Genomic DNA, 19775 nt, shown 5'->3' on the forward strand with positions numbered 1-19775 from the left:
CGATCCGGGACATCTCGCACCTGCTTAGCGGATGGACATTTCGCGGGCGATGCGCGGGAAATCGGCGGGCTTGATGCCGATGTCGGCGCGCTCGGCATTGCTCATCGAATAAAGGAGCGCCAGCGCCGCGCGATATCTCAGATGTTCCTGCGGGCGCGGCCGGGCGAACATTTCCGTGAAGAAACCCATGATTCAGGCTCCTGGTTGGTCCTCCACATCAGGCAATATAGATGAATCGTGAAGATTGTGCAGTGCAGCATATGCATGCCTGCCATGTCCGGATGGTTTTTGTAAAATTTTTTTGCAGCAAGGTGAAACTCTTGCGCCGCGCCCAACGTAGGCTTCGAAGCTGGTACATGACCAGTTTTCCTCGCCGCTCCTGGCGAATTTCCGGACTGCATGAACATGCAGTCCGGCTTTTGCCGGCGCCTCCGGCAACGATCCCCTGAAGGGAAATTAGTTAAGACCGGCGGCATTTATTTTTAACGAGCTGGTTCTATGGTCTGAAACTCGACTGTCGGGCATGGGGGAGGCTGATATCGCTACCGGCGCCAAGCGGGATTTTGCGTCACTGCTCGACGACCTCTTCGTTGCCACCGAAAAGGGCAACGGCGGTGAGGGCGTAGAGACCGGCGCGCGCCCATCCATCCCGTTCGACTATCTCTCGGTCGCCGATGAACTCCATTCCGGCCGCATCAAGGTATCCGCTGCGGAATATCGCGAGGCCGGCGCTGATCTGGCCAGCGAATTTGCCGCCGTGCTTGAACAGGCAAGGCTGGCGCTGGCTGGCGAAGAGCCGAAGCCGGAAGAAACATTGCCGCCAATCGATCCTGAATCGATTGCGGTCGAACTGGGTCTGGAGCAGTCCAAGAGCGCCGCCGACTTCGGCCGCATGCGCCGCAGCTTTGCTTTCGCCAACCATCCCGATCGCGTCGCCCCGCATTTGCGCCAGCGCGCCATGATCCGCATGCAGGTGGCCAACATGCTGATCGACGAGGCCAAGCGCCGCGCCGTGGCCGCCGCACGACGCTAACCCCGCTCTGCTCACGCAAAAGTCGGCCTGGCAAGGCTTGGAGAGCGCTTCCGCTTTTCCTATAAGATGCGAACTCCTCCCCGCGCAGCCGCGCATACATGCCCTCCGGAGCAGAATTCCATGCACAAACGCCGTCTCGGTCGGACCGATCTTCTTGTTACCCAGATCTGCCTTGGTTCGATGACCTGGGGCCAGCAGAACACCGAGGCCGAGGGCCATGCCCAGATGGACCTGGCCTTCTCGCGCGGCGTCAATTTCATCGACACCGCCGAACTCTATCCGATCCCGCCCAAGGCGGAGACGCAAGGACGGACCGAGAAGATCATCGGCAGTTGGATGAAGGCCAAGGGCAACCGCGACAAGGTGATCCTGGCCTCCAAGGTCGTGGGCCGCACGGCCAACAGCTGGTTTCGCGGCGACCGGCCCTCGCAATTGGTGCGGGCCGATATCTTCGATGCCATCGACAAGTCGCTGGCCAAGCTTGGCACGGATTATCTCGACCTTTATCAGATCCACTGGCCGGAGCGGGACATCCCCTGGGGCGCCAACCCGACGCGCGTCGGCGCCGTGGCGCCGCGTGCCGATTCTGTCGGCGCACCGGTCGGTGAAACGCCGATCGCCGAAACGCTCGCGGCATTCGAGGACCTGGCGAGGGCAGGAAAAATCCGCCATTTCGGTCTATCCAACGAGAGTTCCTGGGGCCTGATGCGCTTCGTCGCAGAGGCCGACAAAGGGATCGGTCCGCGCGTCGCCTCGATCCAGAACGCCTACAACCTCGTCAACCGCACTTTTGAGGTGAACCTCGCCGAGGTCTGCGAGCGGGAAGGGGTGTCGCTGCTTGCCTATTCGCCGCTGGCCCAGGGTTATCTGACCGGCAAATACGATCATGGCGCCCGCCCGCAGGGCTCGCGCTCGCAGCTGTTCAACCGCGGCCAGCGTTACGAGACGCCCAATGCCGCCGAAGCGCAGCTCGAATACAATGAGCTGGCACGCTCTTTCGGGTTGGAGCCGGCGCTGTTTGCCAATGCCTATGTCTCGAGCCGGCCCTTCGTGACCTCCAACATCATCGGCGCGACAACCATCTCCCAACTGGAAATGGCGCTGTCTTCGGTGGATGTCGTCTGGACTGAAGAAATGCAGAAGGCGGTGGATGCCGTTCACCAGAGGGTCGGCAATCCTTGCCCGTGACCGAGCCCGGAATTGTCGTGTAGCAGCAAAGGGATGGAGACCATGGTGGATTTTTCGATCGAGGCCGTGCGTGGAAAATTCCCCGCTCTCTCGCTGACCGACAAGGGCCGGCGGCGCATCTATCTCGACAATCCTGCCGGCACGCAGGTGCCGCAGGCCGTGGCCGACGCGGTGTCGCGCTGCCTGCTTACGACCAACGCCAACCTCGGCGGTTATTTTGAAACGACGATCGCGGCGCAGCAGGTCGTTGACGAGGCGCATCTGGCGATGGCCGACTTCCTCGGCGCGGCGAGCCCGCGGGAGATTGTCATCGGCGCCAACATGACGACGCTGACCTATCATATGTCACGCACGCTCGGCCGCACGATGAAATCAGGCGACGAGATCATCCTCACCCGCATGGATCATGAGGGCAATGTGTCGCCCTGGCTGCAACTGGCCGAGGACCTTGGCCTCGTCGTGCGCTGGTTGCCGTTCGACGAAAAGACCTGGCAGATCGAGGAGGCGACGCTCGCCGGTCTGCTGTCCGGGAAGACAAGGCTGGTGGCGTTGAACTATGCCAGCAATCTCACCGGCTCGATCAACCGGGTCAGGTCCTTGACCCAACTTGCAAAACAGGCCGGCGCGCTGGTTTATGTCGATGCCGTGCAATTCGCGCCGCATGGGCTCATCGACGTGCAGGAGCTCGGCTGCGATTTCCTGATCTGCTCGGCCTATAAATTCTTCGGTCCGCATATGGGCATCTTGTGGGGCCGGCGCGAGGTCATCGAAGGTCTGCAAGCCTATAAGTGCCGCTGCTCCTCGAACGGCTTGCCGGAGCGGTTCGAGCTCGGCACGCCCCAGATCGAACTGATGGCCGGCTTGACCGCCGCGGTCGACTATTTCGCCGAACTCGGCGCTGCGGCAGGTGAGGGTGGTTCAAGAAGGCAGAAGATCGCCAGGGCGTTCCAGGTCTCCATTGCCCATGAAAACCCGCTGGCGCAAAGGCTGATCGATGGCCTGTCCGACATTTCCGGGCTGACGGTCCGAGGCATCACCGATCCGAAACGGCTCGGCGATCGTGTGCCGACTGTCTCCTTCACCGTCGATGGGATTGTCCCCGAAACGATCGTGCGGCAGATGAACGCCGAGAACATCTTCGTGTGGTCGGGCCACAACTATGCCTGGGAGATCGTCCATCAGCTCGGCATTCCGGCCGAGCAAGGCGTCGTGCGCATCGGCATCGCGCATTACAATACCGCGTCCGAAATCGGCGAAACGCTGGAGAGCGTGCACCGGGTAATTGCCATGCTCAGGCAGCAACGCTCCTGACTTGGGTTTGAACTCTCACCGCGCCTTGCCGCCAAAGCCGGTGAGGAATGCGGTGAGATTGTCGCCGAGTTCGTCGCAGAGATAGCCGCCTTCCTGGACGATGACCGCCGGTAGGCCGAGCCCGGCGATGGCCTCGCCGATGCGCGAGAAGCCCGGCGTCGTCACCGAAAGCCCGCCGAACGGATCGCCCTCGAACGCGTCGAGGCCGAGCGCCACGACCAGCACATCGGGGGAGAAGGCGCGGATACGCTGGAACGCCACGCCGAGCGCTTCCAGAAACGCCGCATCCGCGGATTTGCGCGGCAGCGGCAGGTTGCAATTATAGCCAAGCCCGGGACCTTCACCGCGCTCGTCGGCATGGCCCCAGAAGAACGGGTAGAACCGCACCGGATCGGCGTGCAGCGACACCGTCAGCACGTCAGGTCGCGCATAGAAAATGCCTTGCGTCCCGTTGCCGTGATGCAGGTCGACATCGAGGATCGCGACGCGGGCCGCCTGCCTGCGCAGCACTTGCGCCGCCACGGCTGAGTTGTTGATGAAGCAGAAGCCGCCGGCGACATCGGCGAAGGCGTGGTGGCCGGGCGGGCGGCAGAGCGCATAGGCGGCCGACGCTCCGGCCATGACGGTTTCGGCGGCTTCCACCGCGCTCCAGGCGCTCCACAGCGCGCTCTGCCATGTCTCGCCCGAGATCGGGCAGGCGGTGTCGGCCATGTGGTAGCCGGCTTGGCCCACTGCTGAGGCCGGATAGGAGCCGTTGCGGGCGATCGGGTGGATGTTGGGAATGACCTCGGCCGACGCCCCTTCGATCCGCTGCCAGCGTTCGAAAATATGTTCGAGGAAGTCGAGATACTCGGGTGTGTGCACCGCCGAGATCGGACCGAGGCCGTGATCGCGCGGTCGCTCGACCGTGCAACCAGCGGATTTTGCGCCGGCTAACAATCTTTCGACGCGCTCCGGCTGTTCAGGGTTGGGCTGCGCCGCGCCACTGGAAAGAAAGGCCCTGGGATCGTGGCGCTTCTGCTCCTGCGCATAGAAGGCCTTCATTGCTGCTCCCCATTTTCCGGCGCGTCGGCGAAGGCGAAAAAGGCCTCACCGATGATTTTCTGCGTCTGCTCGTAGCTCGACCAGGCAATGCCCAGCCGTTCGTAAAAGGACTTGGCACCCTCATTGTCGGTGTCGACCGACAGCCTCAGATACACGCCGCCCTCTTTGCGGCACTCGGCAGCCACGCGTCGCAGCAGGCGTTCGCCGATCTTGCGGCCGCGAAACCGGTCCTCGACATAGAGGTCCTGCACATAGACGCCAGGCCGCCCCATCCAGGTCGAGAAGATCGGGAAATGCAGGCACAGCCCGGCGAATTCACCGTCGACTTCAGCGATCAGGGTCGAGAAGGCGGGTTTTTCGCCAAAGCCCCAGCTTCTGAGATCGTCCGCCGTCGAGATGATTTCCTCGGGCGCCCCGATATGAGTGCCAAGCTTCAGGATCGCCGCGTGAATGGTTTCGACGTCATCGATGGTGCCGGGGCGAAGGATAATCGCACGCGTGACAGGTACAGTGGCAGGACCGGGCGCTGTCATCTCGTCAAAAAGCCACCCTGTCGCCGCCCTTGAGCGCCAGCATGTCGCGCGCTTCGGCCGGCGTGGCGACCTCCAGCGACAGTCCATCGAGAATGCCACGGATGCGCCGCACCTGGTCGGCGTTGGACTTCGCCAGCTGGCGGCCATCATAGAGGCTGTCCTCCAGTCCGACCCGCACATTGCCGCCCATGGCTGCGGCGATCGAGATCAGCGGCATCTGGTTGCGGCCGGCGGCCAGCACCGAAAACTGGTAGCTGTCGCCGAACAATTTGTCGGCGATGCGCTTCATATGGATGAGGTTGTCCGGGTCGGCGCCGATGCCGCCCAGGATGCCCAGCACGAATTGGATGAACAGCGGCCCCGAAACCAGCCCCCGGTCGCGGAAATGCGCCAGCGAATAGAGGTGGCCGACATCGTAGCACTCGAACTCGAAGCGGGTGCCGCAGCCCTTGCCCAGCCGCTCGATCACGCCTTCCATGTCGGCGAAGGTGTTCTTGAAGATAGTGTCGCGGGTGGCCTCGAGCAGCTTCGGTTCCCACTCGTGCAGCCATTCCCTTGGCTTGTCGAGCATAGGGAACAGCGCGAAATTCATCGAGCCCATATTGAGTGAGCACATTTCGGGCTGAGCCCGAAGCGGCGCCGCCAGCCGCTGGTCCAGCGTCATCAGCGAGGAGCCGCCTGTCGTGATGTTGATCACCGCATCGGTCGCCTGCTTGATGCGCGGCAGGAATTGCATGAACACTTCAGGGTCGGCGGTCGGACGGCCATCTTTGGGATCGCGGGCGTGCAGATGCAGGATCGAGGCGCCGGCCTCGGCCGCGGCGATAGCGTCCGCGGCGATCTGGTCCGGCGTCACGGGCAGATAAGGCGACATCGACGGCGTGTGTACCGAGCCTGTAACGGCGCAGGTGATGATGACTTTTCGCGGCGCCATTTTTCGCTACCCTCGGCCTTCGACCGGCAGGTCGAATTCGGCGGCCAGAACCTCAAGCGAGTCGCCGATAATGGAGATGATCTCGCCGACCTGCTCGCTGGTGACGATCATCGGCGGCGCGACCATGAAATTGTCGCCGTCGACGCCACCCTTGACCCTGCGGCCATAAATGATCAGCCTGCGGTCATAGGCGAGATCGAGCAGGCGCTGCGTGGCTTTTTTGCTCTGCTCGATCGGTTTCAGCGTATCGGGATCGGCGACCATTTCGGCGCCCGTAAGCAGCCCTTTGCCACGCACATCGGCAATGAACGGGAACCGCTTCGCAAGCGCCTTCAATCCGTCCATCAGCACGTCGCCCATGGCAGCCGCATTGGCAATCAGGTCGAGCCGGTCCATTTCGCCCAGCACTGCAAGCCCGGCGGCGCAGGCGAGCGGATTGCCGGCATAGGTGTGGCCATGCTGGAAGCCGCCGGAAGCGAGCAGCGGCTCGACCAGTCGCATCGGTGCGGCCAGCGCGCCGAGCGGCGCATAGCCCGAGCCGAGCCCCTTCGACAGCGCGACGATATCAGGCTTGCAGTTCCAGTGGTCGCCGCCGAGGAATTTGCCGGTGCGGCCGGCACCGCTCATCACCTCGTCGTGGATGAGCAGGATGCCGTGGCGATCGCAGATTTCGCGGATGCGCGCATAATAGCTGTCGGGTGCCACCAGGGCCGCGGTTGCAGCACCCCCGATCGGCTCCATGATGAAGGCGACGACGCTTTCGGGACCTTCGGCGAGAATCTTCTCTTCCAGCATGTCGGCGTAGCGGACGCCGCGCTGCTCCATCGAGAGATTGTCGCGGTCGCGCCAGGCGGTCGGTGCCGGCACGGTCGGCATCACCCGCATCATCGGAGTAAAAGTTTCGGCCAGCGCGTCGTCGCCGGTGATCGAAAGCGAACCGAGCGTGCCGCCGTGGTAGGAAGGAAACCGCGTGATCACCTTCCAGCGGCTGGCCTGGCCGGTGGCCACGGCCCATTGCCGCGCCAGCTTGATGCAGGATTCCGTCGCCTCCGAGCCGCCGGACACGAAAAAGATGCGGTCCATGCCTTCCGGCAACTTTCCAGCCAGTTCGCGCGCCAATTCTTCCGCCGGCTCGTTCTCGAAATGCAGCCGGTAGGCGAAGGTGGCTCGGTCCATCTGCCGCTTCATCGCATCGAGCACATTGCGGTTGGAATGGCCGATATTGGCGACCATTGGGCCGCTCGATCCGTCGATGAAACGGCGGCCGTCCTGCGTCCACATGTAAATGCCTTCGGCGCGGTCGATCAGCGGCCGGCGCAGGCTGGAGAGGTAGAACAAGTGCGATTGGCGCCGGGCATCAGTGTCTTGAACGGCGGTCTGGGCTTTCGACATGTCAGGACTTTCCGAGATAGCGGTCGAGGACATTCTGGGTAACCCGTTCGACCATCGGGTCTTGTCTTAGCAGGCCGGCGACCCATTCGCAGCTTCCGGCATGGAACACCTCGCCCTTGCCGCGCGGGAAGTTGACGATCATGCCATTGCCGCGTTTGACCTTTTCGAGATTGGCGTCGCTTGCCTCGCCAAACAAGGTTTCGGCGGTGAAGCGGCCATCCTCGTCGGTGAGGAACTGGTCCTCGATCGGAATGTCGGCGCTTTCCTCGACCTGGCTAGCCATGCCGACGGCCAGCACTTGCAGGCCGTCGGGCGCGCCGCTGTCTGGCGTGGGGTAGGGCAGCCCACCGCGGATCTCGAAATCGAGCCCGTCGACCTCATAGCCATAGACGTGGCTGTCGGCGCCCAGCAGGTCGCCATAGTAGATGCCGGTGCCGGCAAAGGCCCAGTGCTCCGGCCGATAGACCGGAAAGCCGCGTACGCCACGTGGCGCGCAGCCACCCCAGCCGGCATAGACGCCCCGTGTCGCATTGAGCCCGAAGGTCGCCGAACCCGGCCGGCCGATTTCCGGTGCTTCCCAGGAATTGGTGGCGCGGGTCACGTCGCCGCCGCGATAGGCCGGGTCCTCGGTGCGGGCGCGATATTTGTAGCAGACCTGCCGGCGGCCCTCATCTTCCAGCCGCGTCTGCCACATGAAATTGCCGGCAAAACGCGCCGCATGGCCGCCGCGTTCGACATAGAAGTCGACCGCGTCGCGCATCTCCCAAGTCCAGTATTCGTCATGGCCGACGAAGACCGCGCAGTCATAACCGTCGAGAATCTCGGGCGAGAAGTGGAGGTCATGCTGACTGGCGAGGTCGACGCCGTAGCCTGATCGTTCGGCGAAGCGAAAAAAATGACTGTCGTAGCTGGCCCAGCCCGACGAGGCGTATTTCTTCGAATGGCCGGTGGCGAGCGCCCATTCCATGTGCGGATAACGCGGCACGGTCTTCGGCGGCACCGCCACCTCCAACGGCACGCGCGGTGCATCCCCGGGCAACACGACGAAGCCGCGGCACCAGGGGCGCTGCGTCGACACGATGGGCGAGTACTGGTCGCGGTTGGGCCCGGTGATGCCCTGATAATGGTTGGAGCCGCCCCAGGTATTGTAGGCAAGCCAGGTGCCTGTCGCCGCCACCTGCAGCACACGGCCAGGTTTCTTGCCGGGCTGGGGAGAGACGATGAAAATGTGGTGACTTTGGATCGGCTTGCCGTCACGTCCGTCGGCGGTCAGCGTTATCAGGTAGGCGCCGGAGGGCCAGTCGCTCTCCACGCGAAATTCGAAGGAGGCTTCCCAGCCGCAGCCTTCGACCGAGCATTGCTCCGGACTCTCCTGCCAGCGCGCCGCAATGTCCGATTTCTCGAATACTCTCGTTTCGGTGCCGCCATCGCGGATGATCCTCATGCCGAAGGACGGAGCGGTCGAGCTGACATGCAGCGTCACTGTCTCGCCGGCGCGATAGGAAAACCGGTCGCTGTAGCACCAGATTTCGCCGCGCTCGCCATCCATGCCTGGCCACTCGTAATAGTGGCCGCGCACCGCGTGGCGGCGCTGCTCGGCTGTCAGCCCGAAATCGGGGAATTCGGTCGGCGGATTGATCATGAAGCCCTGGCCCATCTGAGGCGCCATTTCGGCGATCCGCCCGCCAGGCGTCAAATGGAAACGATCATGCCAGCATTCGTTAGCCGCACCCTTGGCCGCCTTCGCCAAACCGACTATCTCAGTAAGACGGCGGCAGTTCCGCCATGGGGACAGGGCATGCTCAGGGTTCAACAGGTCAAGGTCGACGACATCTACGTGCCCACGGCGCGGAAGAAGACGCTGCACCCCGAGACCGTCCGGCATCTGGCCGAGGACATACTCGAGAACGGCATGAAGACGCCGATCCAGGTCCGCCACGATGGCAAGCGGCACATACTTGTCGAAGGCCTGCACCGGCTCGAAGCCGCCAAATGGCTGGGCGAGACCGTAATCGACGCCTACCTGGTGCAAGCCAAGCGGCACTGACACGCGCTCCGCTCACGGTTTTCAACCTGCGTTTCCAGAATTTTTCGCGGGCGATGTCGGTTTGCTTTGCGTCGGCTCGTCCTTGGGACGGAAGCCAGATCAAACCGAGGAGACCACCGTGGCCACCAAGCTCGACATCGCCCCCGCCGACGACCGCGAACTGGTTCTCGCCCGCATCATCGATGCACCGCGCGGGGAGGTCTATCGCTGCTGGACCGAACCGAAATTGATCACGCAATGGTTCGCGCCAAAGCCGTGGACGACGCCACGTGCCGAGATGGATGTGCGCACCGGTGGCAACAGCCTGGTCGTCATGGCAGGGCCCGACGGCAATGAGTTCCCCAACCCCGGCGTCTTCCTCGAGGTCGTTCCCGGCGAGAAGATCGTCTTGACCGATGCTTATACCCAGTCATGGGTGCCATCGGAAAAACCGTTCATGACAGTCGTACTGACCTTCGAGGACGAGGGCGAGGGCAAGACCCGCTACATCGCGCGCGTCCGGCACTGGAGCGTCGCCGACCGCGAGCAGCACGAGGCCATGGGCTTTCACGCCGGTTGGGGCCAGTGCACCGATCAGCTCGAAGATCTCGCCAGGACGCTCTGACAGAGCCACACCGGAGGAGTTCGATATATGTCCAAAGTTCTGTTTTTTGCCATTTTTGCCTCGGCCGCTGCGTTTCTCGCTTGCCTGGGCACCATCAATGCAGAGGAGACAAAGCCTGCCGTGACGACCGAAACGAAAACACTGCCGAAGCCGCAAAAGTCCGGCCTGCTGCCGATCAATGGCGTGAATTACTATTACGCCGTCTATGGCAAGGGTGAGCCGCTGCTTCTGCTGCATGGCGGCCTCGGTTCCACCGACATGTTCGCGCCGATCCTGCCCAAGCTAGCCGAAAACCGCACCGTCATCGGGGTCGACCTGCAGGGGCATGGCCGCACCGCCCTTGGCGACCGGCCATTCAGCCTGCAGGCGATCGGCGACGACATGGCTGGTATCGTCAAGACACTCGGCTACGACAAGGTCGACGTCATGGGCTATTCGCTGGGCGGCGGGGTTGCCTTCCGCATGGCGGTCCAGCATCCCGAGGCCGTGCGCCGGCTGGTCCTTGTTTCGACCGGTTATGCCGCCGACGGCTTCTACGACGAGATGCGTCCGCAGCAGGCACAGGTGAGTGCCGCCGCCGCGACGTACATGAAAGACACGCCGATGTACAAATCCTACGTCGCCGTCGCCCCGCATCCGGAGGACTTCCCGAAACTGCTCGACGCGCTCGGCAATTTCATGCGCCAGAACTACGACTTCTCGGCCGACGTTCCCAAGCTGAAGATGCCCGTGATGCTCGCCTATGGCGACAGCGACATGTACAAGCCCGAGCACGAGATCAAGTTCTACCAGATGCTCGGCGGCGGCCTGAAGGATGCCGGCTGGATGCGCGAGAACCTGTCGAGGAACCGGCTGGCCATCCTGCCCAACCGCACCCACTACGATGTCTTCTTCGCTCCGGAACTGACGGCCGCCGCACTGCCGTTCCTCGATGGCGAGACCAGGGTGAAGAGCTGGGACGAGGTGGTCGGCGAAGCCGAATGACCCCTGCCATCTCCGCCGGCCGTCTCCTGCGAGACAGCCGGCGTGCTGTTCAGGAAGCCTTGGCCCGGCGCGGCTGCCTCAGATGCTTGATGCCGCTCATTTCGACGAAGTTCGTCGCTGACTCCCAGAGATAGTCGCCGTAAAGAAACGGCGCGAAGGGTTCGGCGCCATCCAGCGGTAGAGGCGAGATTTCCGCGTCGACGCGTGGCTCGTGGAAGAACGGGATCGAGAACCGCACCGTTTTTGGCGCAATAACCCGGTGCCGTGTCGCCCGCACGCGGCCGCCGGTCCAGCGTTCCAGCAATTGGCCGAAATTGACCGCCAGCGTGCCATCGGCTGGAGGCACGTCGATCCATTCGCCGGCGAGGTTCTTCGCCTGCAAGCCCTCGACGCCGTCCTGCGCCAGCAAGGTGACGAAGCCTGAATCGGCATGTTCGCGGCCTATGATGGTGCGCGTCTCGCCTTTGTGGGTCACCGAAAACTCGGGCCCACTGGTATCGACGCCCGCACTGGCGTCGCGCAGCGGATAGCGGATCAGGCGCAGCGTCGAGATGCCACCGTCGAAATAGGCATCGAAGGTCATCTCGGGCAGGCCAAGCCCGCGGGCGATCGACCGCATCAGCATGGTGCCGACCGTTCCCATCACGCGATAGTAGTCGGCTGCCGCAGCGCGCCAGCCGGGCAGGGCATTCTCGTCCGGCAACGGTGTGGGCTCGCACAAAGGATCGTCGGAAGCCGTGACTCGCGCCGCATCGGCAAGGTCCGGCCCCATGTCGATACCTTCCTTGTAGGAAACGGCTTGCGGCTGCAGCGGAAACCAGCCGCGGTAGAAATTTTCTTGGTGTGATCGAAATTCCAGCGCAGCAATTCCTGCTTCTCGGCGTCAGGAAGCGCGAAGATGCGCAGCAATTGCGCGCGCTTGTCGGGCGTCAGCCAGTTATTGCCGGGAAAATCCCGGACCGCCAGGAAGCCGATGCCGGCCGCCGCGGCCATGATCCCGGCGTCGGCGCGGTCGCGCGCGGGCGAGGGCGACCCGAACAGGGCCGCGATGCCGATCGTTTCGATGTCGGGTGTCATGACAATCCTGCTGCATCACGATAATCGATGACCTTGTATCAAAGCTTTTCAATTGACCCAATCGACCTCGCCGGTACTTTTGCCGCCTGTTCACTCCACCAATGGATCCAGGCGATGGCAAAATACGAGGGCGGATGCCTGTGCAGGGCCGTGCGCTATCGCACCGATGCCGCCCCCATCAACGAGCGCATCTGCCATTGCCGGCTTTGCCAGAAGGCGATCGGCGCGGCGTTCAATGCGCGTGTTCTTTTCCGCATCGACGATGTGACGGTCGAGGGCCCGTCGGCCACGGTCAACACCTCGCCGGACCTCAAGCGCGGGTTTTGTCCGGCCTGCGGTACGACGCTGTTTTCGCGGCGCGATTCCGCCGGCATCATCGGCGTGACGACCGGTTCGCTTGACGACCCGTCGCTGTTCAGGCCCCAGATGCACATCTGGACCGTCTCGAAACAGCCCTGGGTGATGCTGGATGACGGCCTGCCGCAATTTGAAGGCGCTCCGCCGGCCTAGCTTTCTTCTTCCCCGCGAAGGGAAAGGACGTGCCCCAGGATGACCAAAAATTAATCCAAAAGAGACACGTGATAGCCGGCAAAGCGTCATTGGCGGGCCATCTTTGTCTCCCTATCTAAGCGTCGCGGGCCCGGCATTCGAGGAGACGACGGATGAACGACAGCATCAGCACCCTGGACGAGCTTTTGAGCGATCCGATGGTCCTGCTCGTGATGGAACGTGACCGTGTGCGCCCGGAACAGGTGCGCATGCTGCTCGAGCGGGCTCGCCGGCCCTCCACGGAGGAGCCTGTCGTGCCGCCCGCCCATGTTATTGCCAGGACCTGCCAGAAACTTTGGCTCTGCCCATAATCGTCTTGCCAACCTCCAGCCATGGGAGCATCGCCGGCCCTTCGGGCCGGTTTGAACCGTGCGCGTCCGACGCGGCGGTGCCAGCTTACAAATCCGTAAATTGATTATCCGCCGCATGACGGTATGCCTTGCCGGGCACCGATCTCCTCCGATGGTGCCTTCGCAACTCCGATCTCTCCCGGATGGAACCCGACATGGCTGATATCTGCACGCAAGGCGTCGACACGGGCTTTGTCGGCCTTGGATTTGCCAAGGTCGCATTCCTCGGCCTGGTGCAAGGCATAACCGAACTGCTGCCGATTTCCTCGACCGCCCATATGCGCATTGTGCCGGCGGTGCTTGGCTGGCAGGATCCGGGTTCCGCCTTCTCCGCCGCCATGCAGCTTGCCGCCCTTGCCGCCGTGGTCAGCTATTTCTGGGGCGATGTCAGGGATCTCCTGTTCGGTTCGATCGACGCTCTCACACGGCGCGATTTCGCCGATCGGCATTTCCAACTGGCTTCCTGGATCGTGGTGGCGACAATCCCGATTGTGATCGCCGGCGTGGTACTTTCGGGTGTTCTCAACACCTGCAATTCGCCGTTGCGCAGCTTGAGCGTGATTGGCTGGGCCTGCATAGGCATGGCTATCCTGCTGGCCCTGGCCGAGATTTTCGCCCGCCACAAGCGCACCATCGGCGAAGCGTCGCTCGCCGACGCGCTTCTTGTCGGTGTCGCCCAGGTCGGCGCGCTGATCCCGGGCGTCTCTCGCTCCGGTTCGACGCTGACGGCGGCACTGGGGCTCGGCTTCAAGCGGGCCGAGGCGGCACGCTTCTCGTTCCTGCTCGGGCTGCCGGCCATCGCGCTCGCCGGCCTCAAGGAATTGTGGGAACTGCACAAGGTGCATCTCGATGCCCATGGATGGTCGGTTCTTGGCCTGGGGCTGCTCGTCGCCTCGATTTCGGCCTTCTTCGCCATTTGGGGCCTGATGCATGTGCTGGAACGCTTCTCCGCCTGGCCCTTTGTCATCTACCGTGGCCTGCTTGGCGTCGTCCTGCTGCTGGGTGTGGCGATGGGATGGCTCGTCTAGCTCCCTAGCCCGAACCTCGGTGTTGCGCTGCTGCAACCCTCGAAGGGGCATGCGGCGTCCCTCCAAGATGTGATCGGCCGGTTTGGTTGACTTCGGGATACAACCGCCCTTAACGTTCTGTTAACAAAACAGATGGGCGGGGCCGGATGGCATCCTCGATGGGTTGGCGCCGGAAGGCGAAGGGGCTGGGGCTTGCGATTGCCCTGATTGCTTTCTGTTCGGCGGCGAATTCCGCCTACACGGCTCCCGTTTCCATGGCTATCGGCGGCTCGACGTCCCAGCCGATCGGCCACTATGATTTTTGCAAGATTCATGCCGCCGAGTGCTCGATCCGTTCATCCGACAGCGAGCCGGAACAGATGACTGGCAAGCTGTTGCGGGAGATCAGCGCCGTAAACCTCTCGGTCAACGCGCGCGTCAAGCCGATGAGCGACATGGACAATTACGGCAAGGAGGAATGGTGGGCCTATCCGGACAATGGCTTCGGCGATTGCGAGGATTACGCGCTGGAAAAGCGGCGTGAGCTCAACAGCCTGGGCATCGCCATAGCCAATCTCCTGATGACGGTGGTTCGCAAGCCGGACGGCGAAGGCCATGCCGTGCTGACGGTGCGCACCGACAAGGGCGACTTCATCCTCGACAATCTCGTCGACAAGGTTCGCCTCTGGAACCAGACCCCGTATCGCTATCTCAAAAGACAGGCGAGCGACAATACCGGGCGCTGGGTCTCTATTCTTGCCGGCGAGGAGAAGCTGGTCAGCGCCGTCAAATAGTCGCTGCCGACGTCCGGGCGATAACCATACTTCTTTCAGCAAATCCTTCATCGTGCCGGCAAGCGGTGCTATCCACGACAGTTCGTTGGAATGGCAATCCGGAACGCGCATGGATTTTTTGACCGTCCTTTATTCGGCGCCCTTGCTGCTGAGCTTGTTCAAGGCCGCGTTGCCGTACGCGGTCGCCACGACAGCGGCATTCGGCCAGTGGTTCGCTTCGGTGCCGCCGTGCCGCGACGTCTCCTTCGAGGCTACGAGCTTCCTCGTCTGCGAGGTCGATCCGAAGCTCTATTCGATCGAACTGTTCTGGAAAGACCCGGCAGGCAAGCCTTTTCAGTCGCTGCACAATCTCGACAACGCCCAGCGCATGGCGGGCCGGACCATGCTGTTTGCCATCAATGCCGGCATGTACCACCCCGATCTCAGGCCGGTCGGCCTTTACGTCGAACGCGGCCAGGAAATGGCCGGTGTGAAAACGGGATCGGGAAGCGGCAATTTTTCGCTGCAGCCGAATGGCATTTTCTATATCAGCCGCGGCAAGGCCGTGGTGCGGGCGACCAAGGACTTCGTCAGGCAGCGGCCAGCCACCGACTATGCGACACAATCAGGGCCAATGCTGGTAATCGACGGCCAGCTTCACCCGAAATTCCAGGCCGACGGCACCTCGCGCAAGAGCCGCGACGGCGTCGGAGTGCGAAAGGACGGTGTTGCCGTCTTTGCCATCTCGAACGGCACGGTGACGTTCCATGCCTTCGCCCGCCTGTTTCGCGACGCGCTCGGCTGCGACAACGCGCTCTTTCTCGACGGCACGATATCGAGCCTGCTCGCTCCGGCCATCGGTCGCAACGACGACTACTGGAATCTGGGGCCGATGATCGGCGTCTTCAGGAAGCGCGGCGGCTGATGCAAGGCGCCTTCAATCGCGAGACGCACTCCCTGCATTGCGCCTGCCACGCAGTCTGACGACAAGCACGGCGACGATGATCGCCACCACCATGGCCGCGATCACCGCCAGGCCGAACAGGCTGGTCGCGTCGAGTTCGGGCAGATTGTCGGCTCCTTTCGCCACCAGCCATCCAGGCGACAGCACGACCGGCGCCCAGGTGATCGCCGACAGGATGTTGGCGGCCTGGAAGCGCCGCCTGTTCATGCCCATCATGCCGGCGACCAGCGGCACGGTGGCACGCACCGGACCGAAGAAGCGGCCGACGAAAACGGCGGCGACACCGTAGCGGTGGAAGAACAGGCGCGCCCTGGCGATCTCGCGGCGATAGCGGTTGAGCGGCCATTTGTGGACGACGCCGCGCCCCAGCCATTTGCCGAGAAAATAGGAAATGGTGTCGCCAAGCGCCGCGCCGAGCATCGCGGCGAGGAGAACGGGCAGGGGCTGGACGATACCGGCGCCCACCAGCCCGCCGACGATGATCAGCACCGTGGTGCCAGGCAACAGGATGCCGACCAGCACCAGCGATTCGCCGAAGGCCAGCAATCCGACCACGAGACCCGCCCAGGCCTGATGGTTCTCGATGAAACATACGCTCTGGTCGATGAACGACTGCACGCAAGCTCCGTGTTGAAAGTGTTCCTCAGCTGCCCTGTCGAGCAAGCTCCTGAGTTCGTCGAGCTTGCCGTCGACGAGCCAGCCGTAATAATTCTCGACCGGCAGCTTGCGGCCGTTGGCGCGGGCAGGGCCGCCGCGCCGCACCCCGTTCTCAACAGCCACATCATGGCCCTGTCAAGGCTTGGCCGGGCCGCTGCCGACGACTGTCGGAACGCGGCCACAGCTATGGTAAAAAACTTGATTCAAACTTTATTGGTAATTTCTCGTTCATAACTCGTCTGGTTGTCCGTCGGCCGTCGCCTTCGGTCTGTTGTGTTCGAGTACAGGTCCAGATGCGGTTACCAGGCGTCGTGAGTTTCGTGATCGCATCGCTGTGCCTTGCCGGCTGTTCGTCGACATCGGGCATGGATGCGCTCGACATGCAGAAGCCGTCCAATGAAGTCACCAGTTCGGTGGTGCGTCCAAGCGCGCCGATCGCGTCCGTTCCGGTGGCCAGGGCAAACGCGGCGCGCAAGCGGATTGAGGCTGCGGCAGAGGATACCACCGCTCGGCCTTATGGCCTTGCCGAGGAAGAGACGGTGGCGTTTCCCGCACCCGAACTGCCCGACAGCGTCGAGCCGCCGATCGAGGAGGCCGCCCTGGTGTCGCCGCCGAAGCTGTTGTCGCGGGCGGCACCGTCCATGCTGGCCGGCCCGGTCACGCGTTATGGCTTCCGCGATGCCAAGCCGATCAATTTCGGCCGCTCGTCGCCCCGTCACCTTGCCGTGCACGGGGTGGACGTGTCGCGCTGGCAAGGCAACGTCAACTGGGAGAAGCTGCGCGCCCAGGGCGCCAACTTCGCCTACATCAAGGCGACCGACGGCGGCGACCACCTCGACCCCCTGTTTATGAAGAACTGGCGTGATGCCGACGCGGCGGGCCTGAAGCGCGGTGCCTATCATTTCTTCTACTGGTGCCGCACCGCCGGCGAGCAGGCCGACTGGTTCATCCGCAACGTGCCGAAGGTCGACGGCGCGCTGCCGCCGGTGATCGACGTCGAATGGAACGGCGACTCCAGCTGCCAGCGGCGCCCGTCGCGCGAAAAGGTCCTGGAGAAGATGCAGGTGTTCATGGACAAGCTGGAGCGCCATTACGGCCAGCGGCCGATCATCTACACGGCGCCCGATTTCTATCGCGACAACCTCCAGGGCGCATTCCCGGATTACCCGTTCTGGCTGCGCGCCGTGGCCCGGCATCCGTCAAAGGTCTATCCCGATCGCAAATGGCTGTTCTGGCAGTATTCCGGCTCCGGCTTGTCGCATGGCGTGACCGGCCGCATCGATCTCAACGTCTTCCATGGCGATGAGCGGCAATGGCGCGCCTGGGCCGGCGGCGGAGGTCGGGCGGTGATGGCCGACGCGGATTAGAACCCATGCTTTCGCGTCGGCGCTCGTCCTGTCCACCTATTGGAACTGGTTGCTCCCGCCGTTCTTTTCCTCGCTCAACCGCAGCCGCGCCCTCAAGCCCATGATCTCGGCGATCGCGGCATCGATCATGGCGAGAAGGGTCAGCGTGTCGTGCTGGGTCGGATCGGCCCTGACATAGGCGAGCTGGTTCAGTATATCGGTGTCATCTTCGGTTTGTTCGCTCATGCGCATCGTCCCGGCTGTTGTCTCCTGGATCTCCGTCCGATCGGATCGATCGTCCTTTTATCACGTCGTCGTGCGGATGGCCCGCCGCATTGGCCACCAGTTCCTGGCGTGGTTCCCACCGTGCTTCGGACACGTCCTCGGAGGCAAGATGGAGAACATTCGTGTCAGGCTTCGGCTCGGTGGGGCACTGGTCTGCTTGCTGACATTGCTGTTGCCCGCGAGCCCGATGGCCGCGGGTCTGCAAGACGCCACCGCCGATACGCTCGACCGCTGCCTGGATGATCCAGCCAATGGCTCTACAGCAGGCCAAACCGACTGCGAGGCGACGGCATCAAGCGACTACGATCGCCGCATGAATGCCGCTTATGCGACACTCCTGCGCAAATTACCGCGCCAGGCAGCGCAAAATCTTCGCCTGTCACAACGCGCCTGGCTGGCCTTCCGCGACAGCGAGGCGAAGACACGGGGCGCTCTCTATGAAACAAGGCAAGGCACGATGTACGTGCCCATGCAGGCAGCCGACGCCACCAACATCATCCGGGATCGCGCCCTTCAGCTGGAGGGCTATGTTCGTGTCATGGCAATAGAGGATGCCGAATAGCGGCTGGTCGCCGCTCCCATGGCCACGCGACAGCATTGAACCTTGCCGGCGGTCATTTCCTGATCTTGCGAATAGACGAGACATTGCCCTCGCCATGCTGTCTATATGCGTGCTGCTGTACTCTAGTCGTCGGGGGGACGAGTTGGAGCTCAAGTTTCTGTTGGTCGGCTTTGCCTGCGCGGTCGCTGGCATGCTGTCGATCGTCACCTTCCTGAAATGGCTCGAGGTCAAGGCGGCCAGCCGCTGGTTGCCGACGCCTGGAAAGATCGTCTCGTCGCGCGTCGAGGCGCGCGAGGTGACAAGCTCGGGTACCGGCTCGGAGAGCAGCACCTCGACCGAAATCCGCAACTTTCCGGCCATCACGTATGAGTACAAGGTGGGCGGCAAGACATTTCAAAGTTCGCACTACAGCGTGCAGGAGAACCTCGGAAATTTCGAAGTCGCGGAAACCCTTGCGCGGTTTCCGCGTGGCGCGGCGGTAACCGTGTTCTATGACCCGTCCAGTCCGGGCAAGGCCGTGATCGAGCGCACCATGCCGGACGGCGCCTTCAAGTTCATGGTCCAGCTTTCGGCGGGGCTCGTGCTTGGCGCGCTGGTGTTGGTGTTTTCGGTCGGTGGCGTGCTGGAGGCTATCGGGCCGCATCTGCCCAAGCCGCGGAACCTCGGTGTAGCGGCATTCCTGCTGTTCATGGGGCTTTTTGTGCTGCGCATGGGCTTTGCCCAAAGATCGATGGCCGGACAAGCGGCAACATGGCCGACCGCCGCCGGCCGTATCGATGCGTCCGGCCTGCAGGCAATCAAGACCCGCGACCGGTTTGAGGGCGGTGGGTACCGGCCCTGGCGCACGGTGTTCAAATCCCGCATCGTCTACAGCTATGGTGTCGCCGGACAGCGCTACAGCGCCGATCGCGTCGCTTTCGGCGCCAGCGTGACGGCCTCGCTGCCCGGCCTCGTCGGCGGTCAGGCGCGGCGCTATGTCCAGGGCAGCAAGGTCGACGTTCGCTATGACCCCGCCAACCCCGCCTCGGCGGTGCTCGAATGCCGGGTGCGTGGGCTATGGCTGCTGTGGGTCTGCTCGGCAGGCTTTCTCGGCGGCGCGGCCTTGCTGGTCGGGTTGGTCTGAGTGTCACCGCCT

The 19775-nt window shown here is 63.1% G+C and carries 24 protein-coding genes; 14 read left to right on the top strand and 10 right to left on the bottom strand.

Annotated features, from left to right (window positions below; translation table 11 throughout):
- Nucleotides 1–24 precede the first annotated feature (24 nt).
- Nucleotides 25–189: a hypothetical protein gene (locus tag FJ936_RS18735; RefSeq protein ID WP_015318114.1), complete on the bottom strand. Its 165-nt coding sequence runs from the start codon at nt 187–189 to the stop codon at nt 25–27.
- A 334-nt stretch (nt 190–523) separates the two neighbouring features.
- Between FJ936_RS18735 and FJ936_RS18740 the strand changes: the two genes are divergently transcribed.
- The 3 genes from FJ936_RS18740 (at nt 524) to FJ936_RS18750 (ending at nt 3532) form a co-directional block, all read left to right on the top strand.
- On the top strand, nt 524–1033 hold the full coding sequence (locus FJ936_RS18740) for a hypothetical protein (RefSeq protein ID WP_181171047.1): 510 nt from the start codon (nt 524–526) through the stop codon (nt 1031–1033).
- A 120-nt stretch (nt 1034–1153) separates the two neighbouring features.
- Entirely contained in the window at nt 1154–2221 is a 1068-nt protein-coding gene (locus tag FJ936_RS18745; protein WP_140787505.1) for an aldo/keto reductase, read from the top strand.
- A gap of 42 nt (nt 2222–2263) precedes the next feature.
- Entirely contained in the window at nt 2264–3532 is a 1269-nt protein-coding gene (locus tag FJ936_RS18750; RefSeq protein WP_181763151.1) for a cysteine desulfurase-like protein, read from the top strand.
- 15 nt (nt 3533–3547) lie between these two features.
- Here the strand turns inward: FJ936_RS18750 and FJ936_RS18755 are convergent, their stop codons facing one another.
- The 5 genes from FJ936_RS18755 to FJ936_RS18775 are packed head-to-tail and all read right to left on the bottom strand — an operon-like array spanning nt 3548 to nt 9077.
- Nucleotides 3548–4576, bottom strand: a complete 1029-nt coding sequence (locus FJ936_RS18755; protein ID WP_140787503.1) for a histone deacetylase family protein — start codon at nt 4574–4576, stop codon at nt 3548–3550.
- A complete protein-coding gene (locus tag FJ936_RS18760; protein WP_140662047.1) occupies nt 4573–5109 on the bottom strand; it encodes a GNAT family N-acetyltransferase in 537 nt (178 codons plus the stop codon). Before FJ936_RS18760 ends, FJ936_RS18755 begins: the two co-directional genes overlap by 4 nt.
- A gap of 4 nt (nt 5110–5113) precedes the next feature.
- Nucleotides 5114–6043 (bottom strand): 3-keto-5-aminohexanoate cleavage protein, encoded by a 930-nt coding sequence (locus FJ936_RS18765; protein WP_140787501.1) that lies wholly within the window; start codon nt 6041–6043, stop codon nt 5114–5116.
- 6 nt (nt 6044–6049) lie between these two features.
- Complete coding sequence (locus FJ936_RS18770; RefSeq protein WP_140787499.1) at nt 6050–7435, bottom strand: aspartate aminotransferase family protein; 1386 nt, start codon at nt 7433–7435, stop codon at nt 6050–6052.
- Nucleotide 7436: 1 nt separating this feature from the next.
- Nucleotides 7437–9077: a N,N-dimethylformamidase beta subunit family domain-containing protein gene (locus FJ936_RS18775; RefSeq protein ID WP_140787691.1), complete on the bottom strand. Its 1641-nt coding sequence runs from the start codon at nt 9075–9077 to the stop codon at nt 7437–7439.
- Nucleotides 9078–9233: 156 nt separating this feature from the next.
- On the opposite strand from FJ936_RS18775, the gene FJ936_RS18780 reads away from it, so the two are divergent.
- From FJ936_RS18780 to FJ936_RS18790, 3 genes are all read left to right on the top strand, one after another.
- A complete protein-coding gene (locus FJ936_RS18780; protein ID WP_140617245.1) occupies nt 9234–9482 on the top strand; it encodes a ParB N-terminal domain-containing protein in 249 nt (82 codons plus the stop codon).
- A gap of 118 nt (nt 9483–9600) precedes the next feature.
- Nucleotides 9601–10086 carry an SRPBCC family protein gene (locus FJ936_RS18785; protein ID WP_140717407.1) on the top strand — a complete coding sequence of 162 codons (486 nt, stop codon included), beginning with the start codon at nt 9601–9603 and terminating at the stop codon, nt 10084–10086.
- Nucleotides 10087–10113: 27 nt separating this feature from the next.
- Entirely contained in the window at nt 10114–11070 is a 957-nt protein-coding gene (locus tag FJ936_RS18790) for an alpha/beta hydrolase (RefSeq protein WP_140787497.1), read from the top strand.
- A 49-nt stretch (nt 11071–11119) separates the two neighbouring features.
- On the opposite strand, the gene FJ936_RS30930 is transcribed toward FJ936_RS18790, so the two are convergent.
- Both FJ936_RS30930 and FJ936_RS30935 read right to left on the bottom strand, forming a co-directional pair.
- Nucleotides 11120–11773, bottom strand: coding sequence for a 2OG-Fe(II) oxygenase family protein (locus FJ936_RS30930; protein ID WP_246680492.1), 654 nt, complete (start codon nt 11771–11773; stop codon nt 11120–11122).
- Nucleotides 11713–12147, bottom strand: a complete 435-nt coding sequence (locus tag FJ936_RS30935; RefSeq protein WP_246680493.1) for a hypothetical protein — start codon at nt 12145–12147, stop codon at nt 11713–11715. Before FJ936_RS30935 ends, FJ936_RS30930 begins: the two co-directional genes overlap by 61 nt.
- A 114-nt stretch (nt 12148–12261) precedes the next feature.
- On the opposite strand from FJ936_RS30935, the gene FJ936_RS18800 reads away from it, so the two are divergent.
- The 5 genes from FJ936_RS18800 to FJ936_RS18820 all read left to right on the top strand — a co-directional run bounded on the left by FJ936_RS18800 (nt 12262) and on the right by FJ936_RS18820 (nt 15751).
- Nucleotides 12262–12657 (top strand): GFA family protein, encoded by a 396-nt coding sequence (locus FJ936_RS18800; protein ID WP_140720612.1) that lies wholly within the window; start codon nt 12262–12264, stop codon nt 12655–12657.
- Nucleotides 12658–12809: 152 nt separating this feature from the next.
- Complete coding sequence (locus FJ936_RS18805) at nt 12810–13007, top strand: hypothetical protein (protein ID WP_140616965.1); 198 nt, start codon at nt 12810–12812, stop codon at nt 13005–13007.
- A gap of 194 nt (nt 13008–13201) precedes the next feature.
- Nucleotides 13202–14074: an undecaprenyl-diphosphate phosphatase gene (locus FJ936_RS18810; protein WP_140787493.1), complete on the top strand. Its 873-nt coding sequence runs from the start codon at nt 13202–13204 to the stop codon at nt 14072–14074.
- A 146-nt stretch (nt 14075–14220) separates the two neighbouring features.
- A complete protein-coding gene (locus FJ936_RS18815; protein WP_015318098.1) occupies nt 14221–14847 on the top strand; it encodes a transglutaminase-like cysteine peptidase in 627 nt (208 codons plus the stop codon).
- Nucleotides 14848–14956: 109 nt separating this feature from the next.
- A complete protein-coding gene (locus tag FJ936_RS18820) occupies nt 14957–15751 on the top strand; it encodes a phosphodiester glycosidase family protein (protein ID WP_140787491.1) in 795 nt (264 codons plus the stop codon).
- Between the two features lie 12 nt (nt 15752–15763).
- Here FJ936_RS18820 and FJ936_RS18825 read toward each other — a convergent pair whose 3' ends face one another.
- Entirely contained in the window at nt 15764–16408 is a 645-nt protein-coding gene (locus FJ936_RS18825; RefSeq protein ID WP_348642577.1) for a DedA family protein, read from the bottom strand.
- Nucleotides 16409–16740: 332 nt separating this feature from the next.
- Here FJ936_RS18825 and FJ936_RS18830 point away from each other — a divergent pair, with 332 nt between their 5' ends.
- The gene (locus FJ936_RS18830) at nt 16741–17814 is read left to right on the top strand and encodes a GH25 family lysozyme (RefSeq protein WP_140787489.1); all 1074 of its coding nucleotides are present in this window, start codon (nt 16741–16743) and stop codon (nt 17812–17814) included.
- 36 nt (nt 17815–17850) lie between these two features.
- Here FJ936_RS18830 and FJ936_RS18835 read toward each other — a convergent pair whose 3' ends face one another.
- The gene (locus tag FJ936_RS18835; protein ID WP_140662059.1) at nt 17851–18039 is read right to left on the bottom strand and encodes a hypothetical protein; all 189 of its coding nucleotides are present in this window, start codon (nt 18037–18039) and stop codon (nt 17851–17853) included.
- On the opposite strand from FJ936_RS18835, the gene FJ936_RS18840 reads away from it, so the two are divergent.
- Together FJ936_RS18840 and FJ936_RS18845 are read left to right on the top strand one after the other, a co-directional pair.
- Complete coding sequence (locus tag FJ936_RS18840; RefSeq protein WP_246680494.1) at nt 18038–18640, top strand: lysozyme inhibitor LprI family protein; 603 nt, start codon at nt 18038–18040, stop codon at nt 18638–18640. The genes FJ936_RS18835 and FJ936_RS18840 overlap by 2 nt on opposite strands.
- 142 nt (nt 18641–18782) lie before the next feature.
- Entirely contained in the window at nt 18783–19763 is a 981-nt protein-coding gene (locus FJ936_RS18845) for a DUF3592 domain-containing protein (protein ID WP_246680495.1), read from the top strand.
- Nucleotides 19764–19775 lie beyond the last annotated feature (12 nt).

Source organism: Mesorhizobium sp. B2-4-13, from assembly GCF_006658535.1.
Taxonomy (GTDB): Bacteria; Pseudomonadota; Alphaproteobacteria; order Rhizobiales; family Rhizobiaceae; genus Mesorhizobium; species Mesorhizobium australicum.

Bases quoted from the DNA above. Each gene is read 5' to 3' on its own strand.
- FJ936_RS18815 (WP_015318098.1), top strand. From the start codon at position 14,221: ATGGCATCCTCGATGGGTTGGCGCCGGAAGGCGAAGGGGCTGGGGCTT.
- FJ936_RS18830 (WP_140787489.1), top strand. From the start codon at position 16,741: ATGCGGTTACCAGGCGTCGTGAGTTTCGTGATCGCATCGCTGTGCCTT.
- FJ936_RS18770 (WP_140787499.1), bottom strand. From the start codon at position 7,435: ATGTCGAAAGCCCAGACCGCCGTTCAAGACACTGATGCCCGGCGCCAA.
- FJ936_RS18755 (WP_140787503.1), bottom strand. From the start codon at position 4,576: ATGAAGGCCTTCTATGCGCAGGAGCAGAAGCGCCACGATCCCAGGGCC.
- FJ936_RS18780 (WP_140617245.1), top strand. From the start codon at position 9,234: ATGCTCAGGGTTCAACAGGTCAAGGTCGACGACATCTACGTGCCCACG.
- FJ936_RS30935 (WP_246680493.1), bottom strand. From the start codon at position 12,147: ATGACACCCGACATCGAAACGATCGGCATCGCGGCCCTGTTCGGGTCG.
- FJ936_RS18820 (WP_140787491.1), top strand. From the start codon at position 14,957: ATGGATTTTTTGACCGTCCTTTATTCGGCGCCCTTGCTGCTGAGCTTG.
- FJ936_RS18840 (WP_246680494.1), top strand. From the start codon at position 18,038: ATGCGCATCGTCCCGGCTGTTGTCTCCTGGATCTCCGTCCGATCGGAT.
- FJ936_RS18805 (WP_140616965.1), top strand. From the start codon at position 12,810: ATGAACGACAGCATCAGCACCCTGGACGAGCTTTTGAGCGATCCGATG.
- FJ936_RS18750 (WP_181763151.1), top strand. From the start codon at position 2,264: ATGGTGGATTTTTCGATCGAGGCCGTGCGTGGAAAATTCCCCGCTCTC.
- FJ936_RS18765 (WP_140787501.1), bottom strand. From the start codon at position 6,043: ATGGCGCCGCGAAAAGTCATCATCACCTGCGCCGTTACAGGCTCGGTA.
- FJ936_RS18790 (WP_140787497.1), top strand. From the start codon at position 10,114: ATGTCCAAAGTTCTGTTTTTTGCCATTTTTGCCTCGGCCGCTGCGTTT.
- FJ936_RS18745 (WP_140787505.1), top strand. From the start codon at position 1,154: ATGCACAAACGCCGTCTCGGTCGGACCGATCTTCTTGTTACCCAGATC.
- FJ936_RS18810 (WP_140787493.1), top strand. From the start codon at position 13,202: ATGGCTGATATCTGCACGCAAGGCGTCGACACGGGCTTTGTCGGCCTT.
- FJ936_RS18735 (WP_015318114.1), bottom strand. From the start codon at position 189: ATGGGTTTCTTCACGGAAATGTTCGCCCGGCCGCGCCCGCAGGAACAT.
- FJ936_RS18800 (WP_140720612.1), top strand. From the start codon at position 12,262: ATGGCAAAATACGAGGGCGGATGCCTGTGCAGGGCCGTGCGCTATCGC.
- FJ936_RS18835 (WP_140662059.1), bottom strand. From the start codon at position 18,039: ATGAGCGAACAAACCGAAGATGACACCGATATACTGAACCAGCTCGCC.
- FJ936_RS18760 (WP_140662047.1), bottom strand. From the start codon at position 5,109: ATGACAGCGCCCGGTCCTGCCACTGTACCTGTCACGCGTGCGATTATC.
- FJ936_RS18775 (WP_140787691.1), bottom strand. From the start codon at position 9,077: ATGATCAATCCGCCGACCGAATTCCCCGATTTCGGGCTGACAGCCGAG.
- FJ936_RS18740 (WP_181171047.1), top strand. From the start codon at position 524: ATGGGGGAGGCTGATATCGCTACCGGCGCCAAGCGGGATTTTGCGTCA.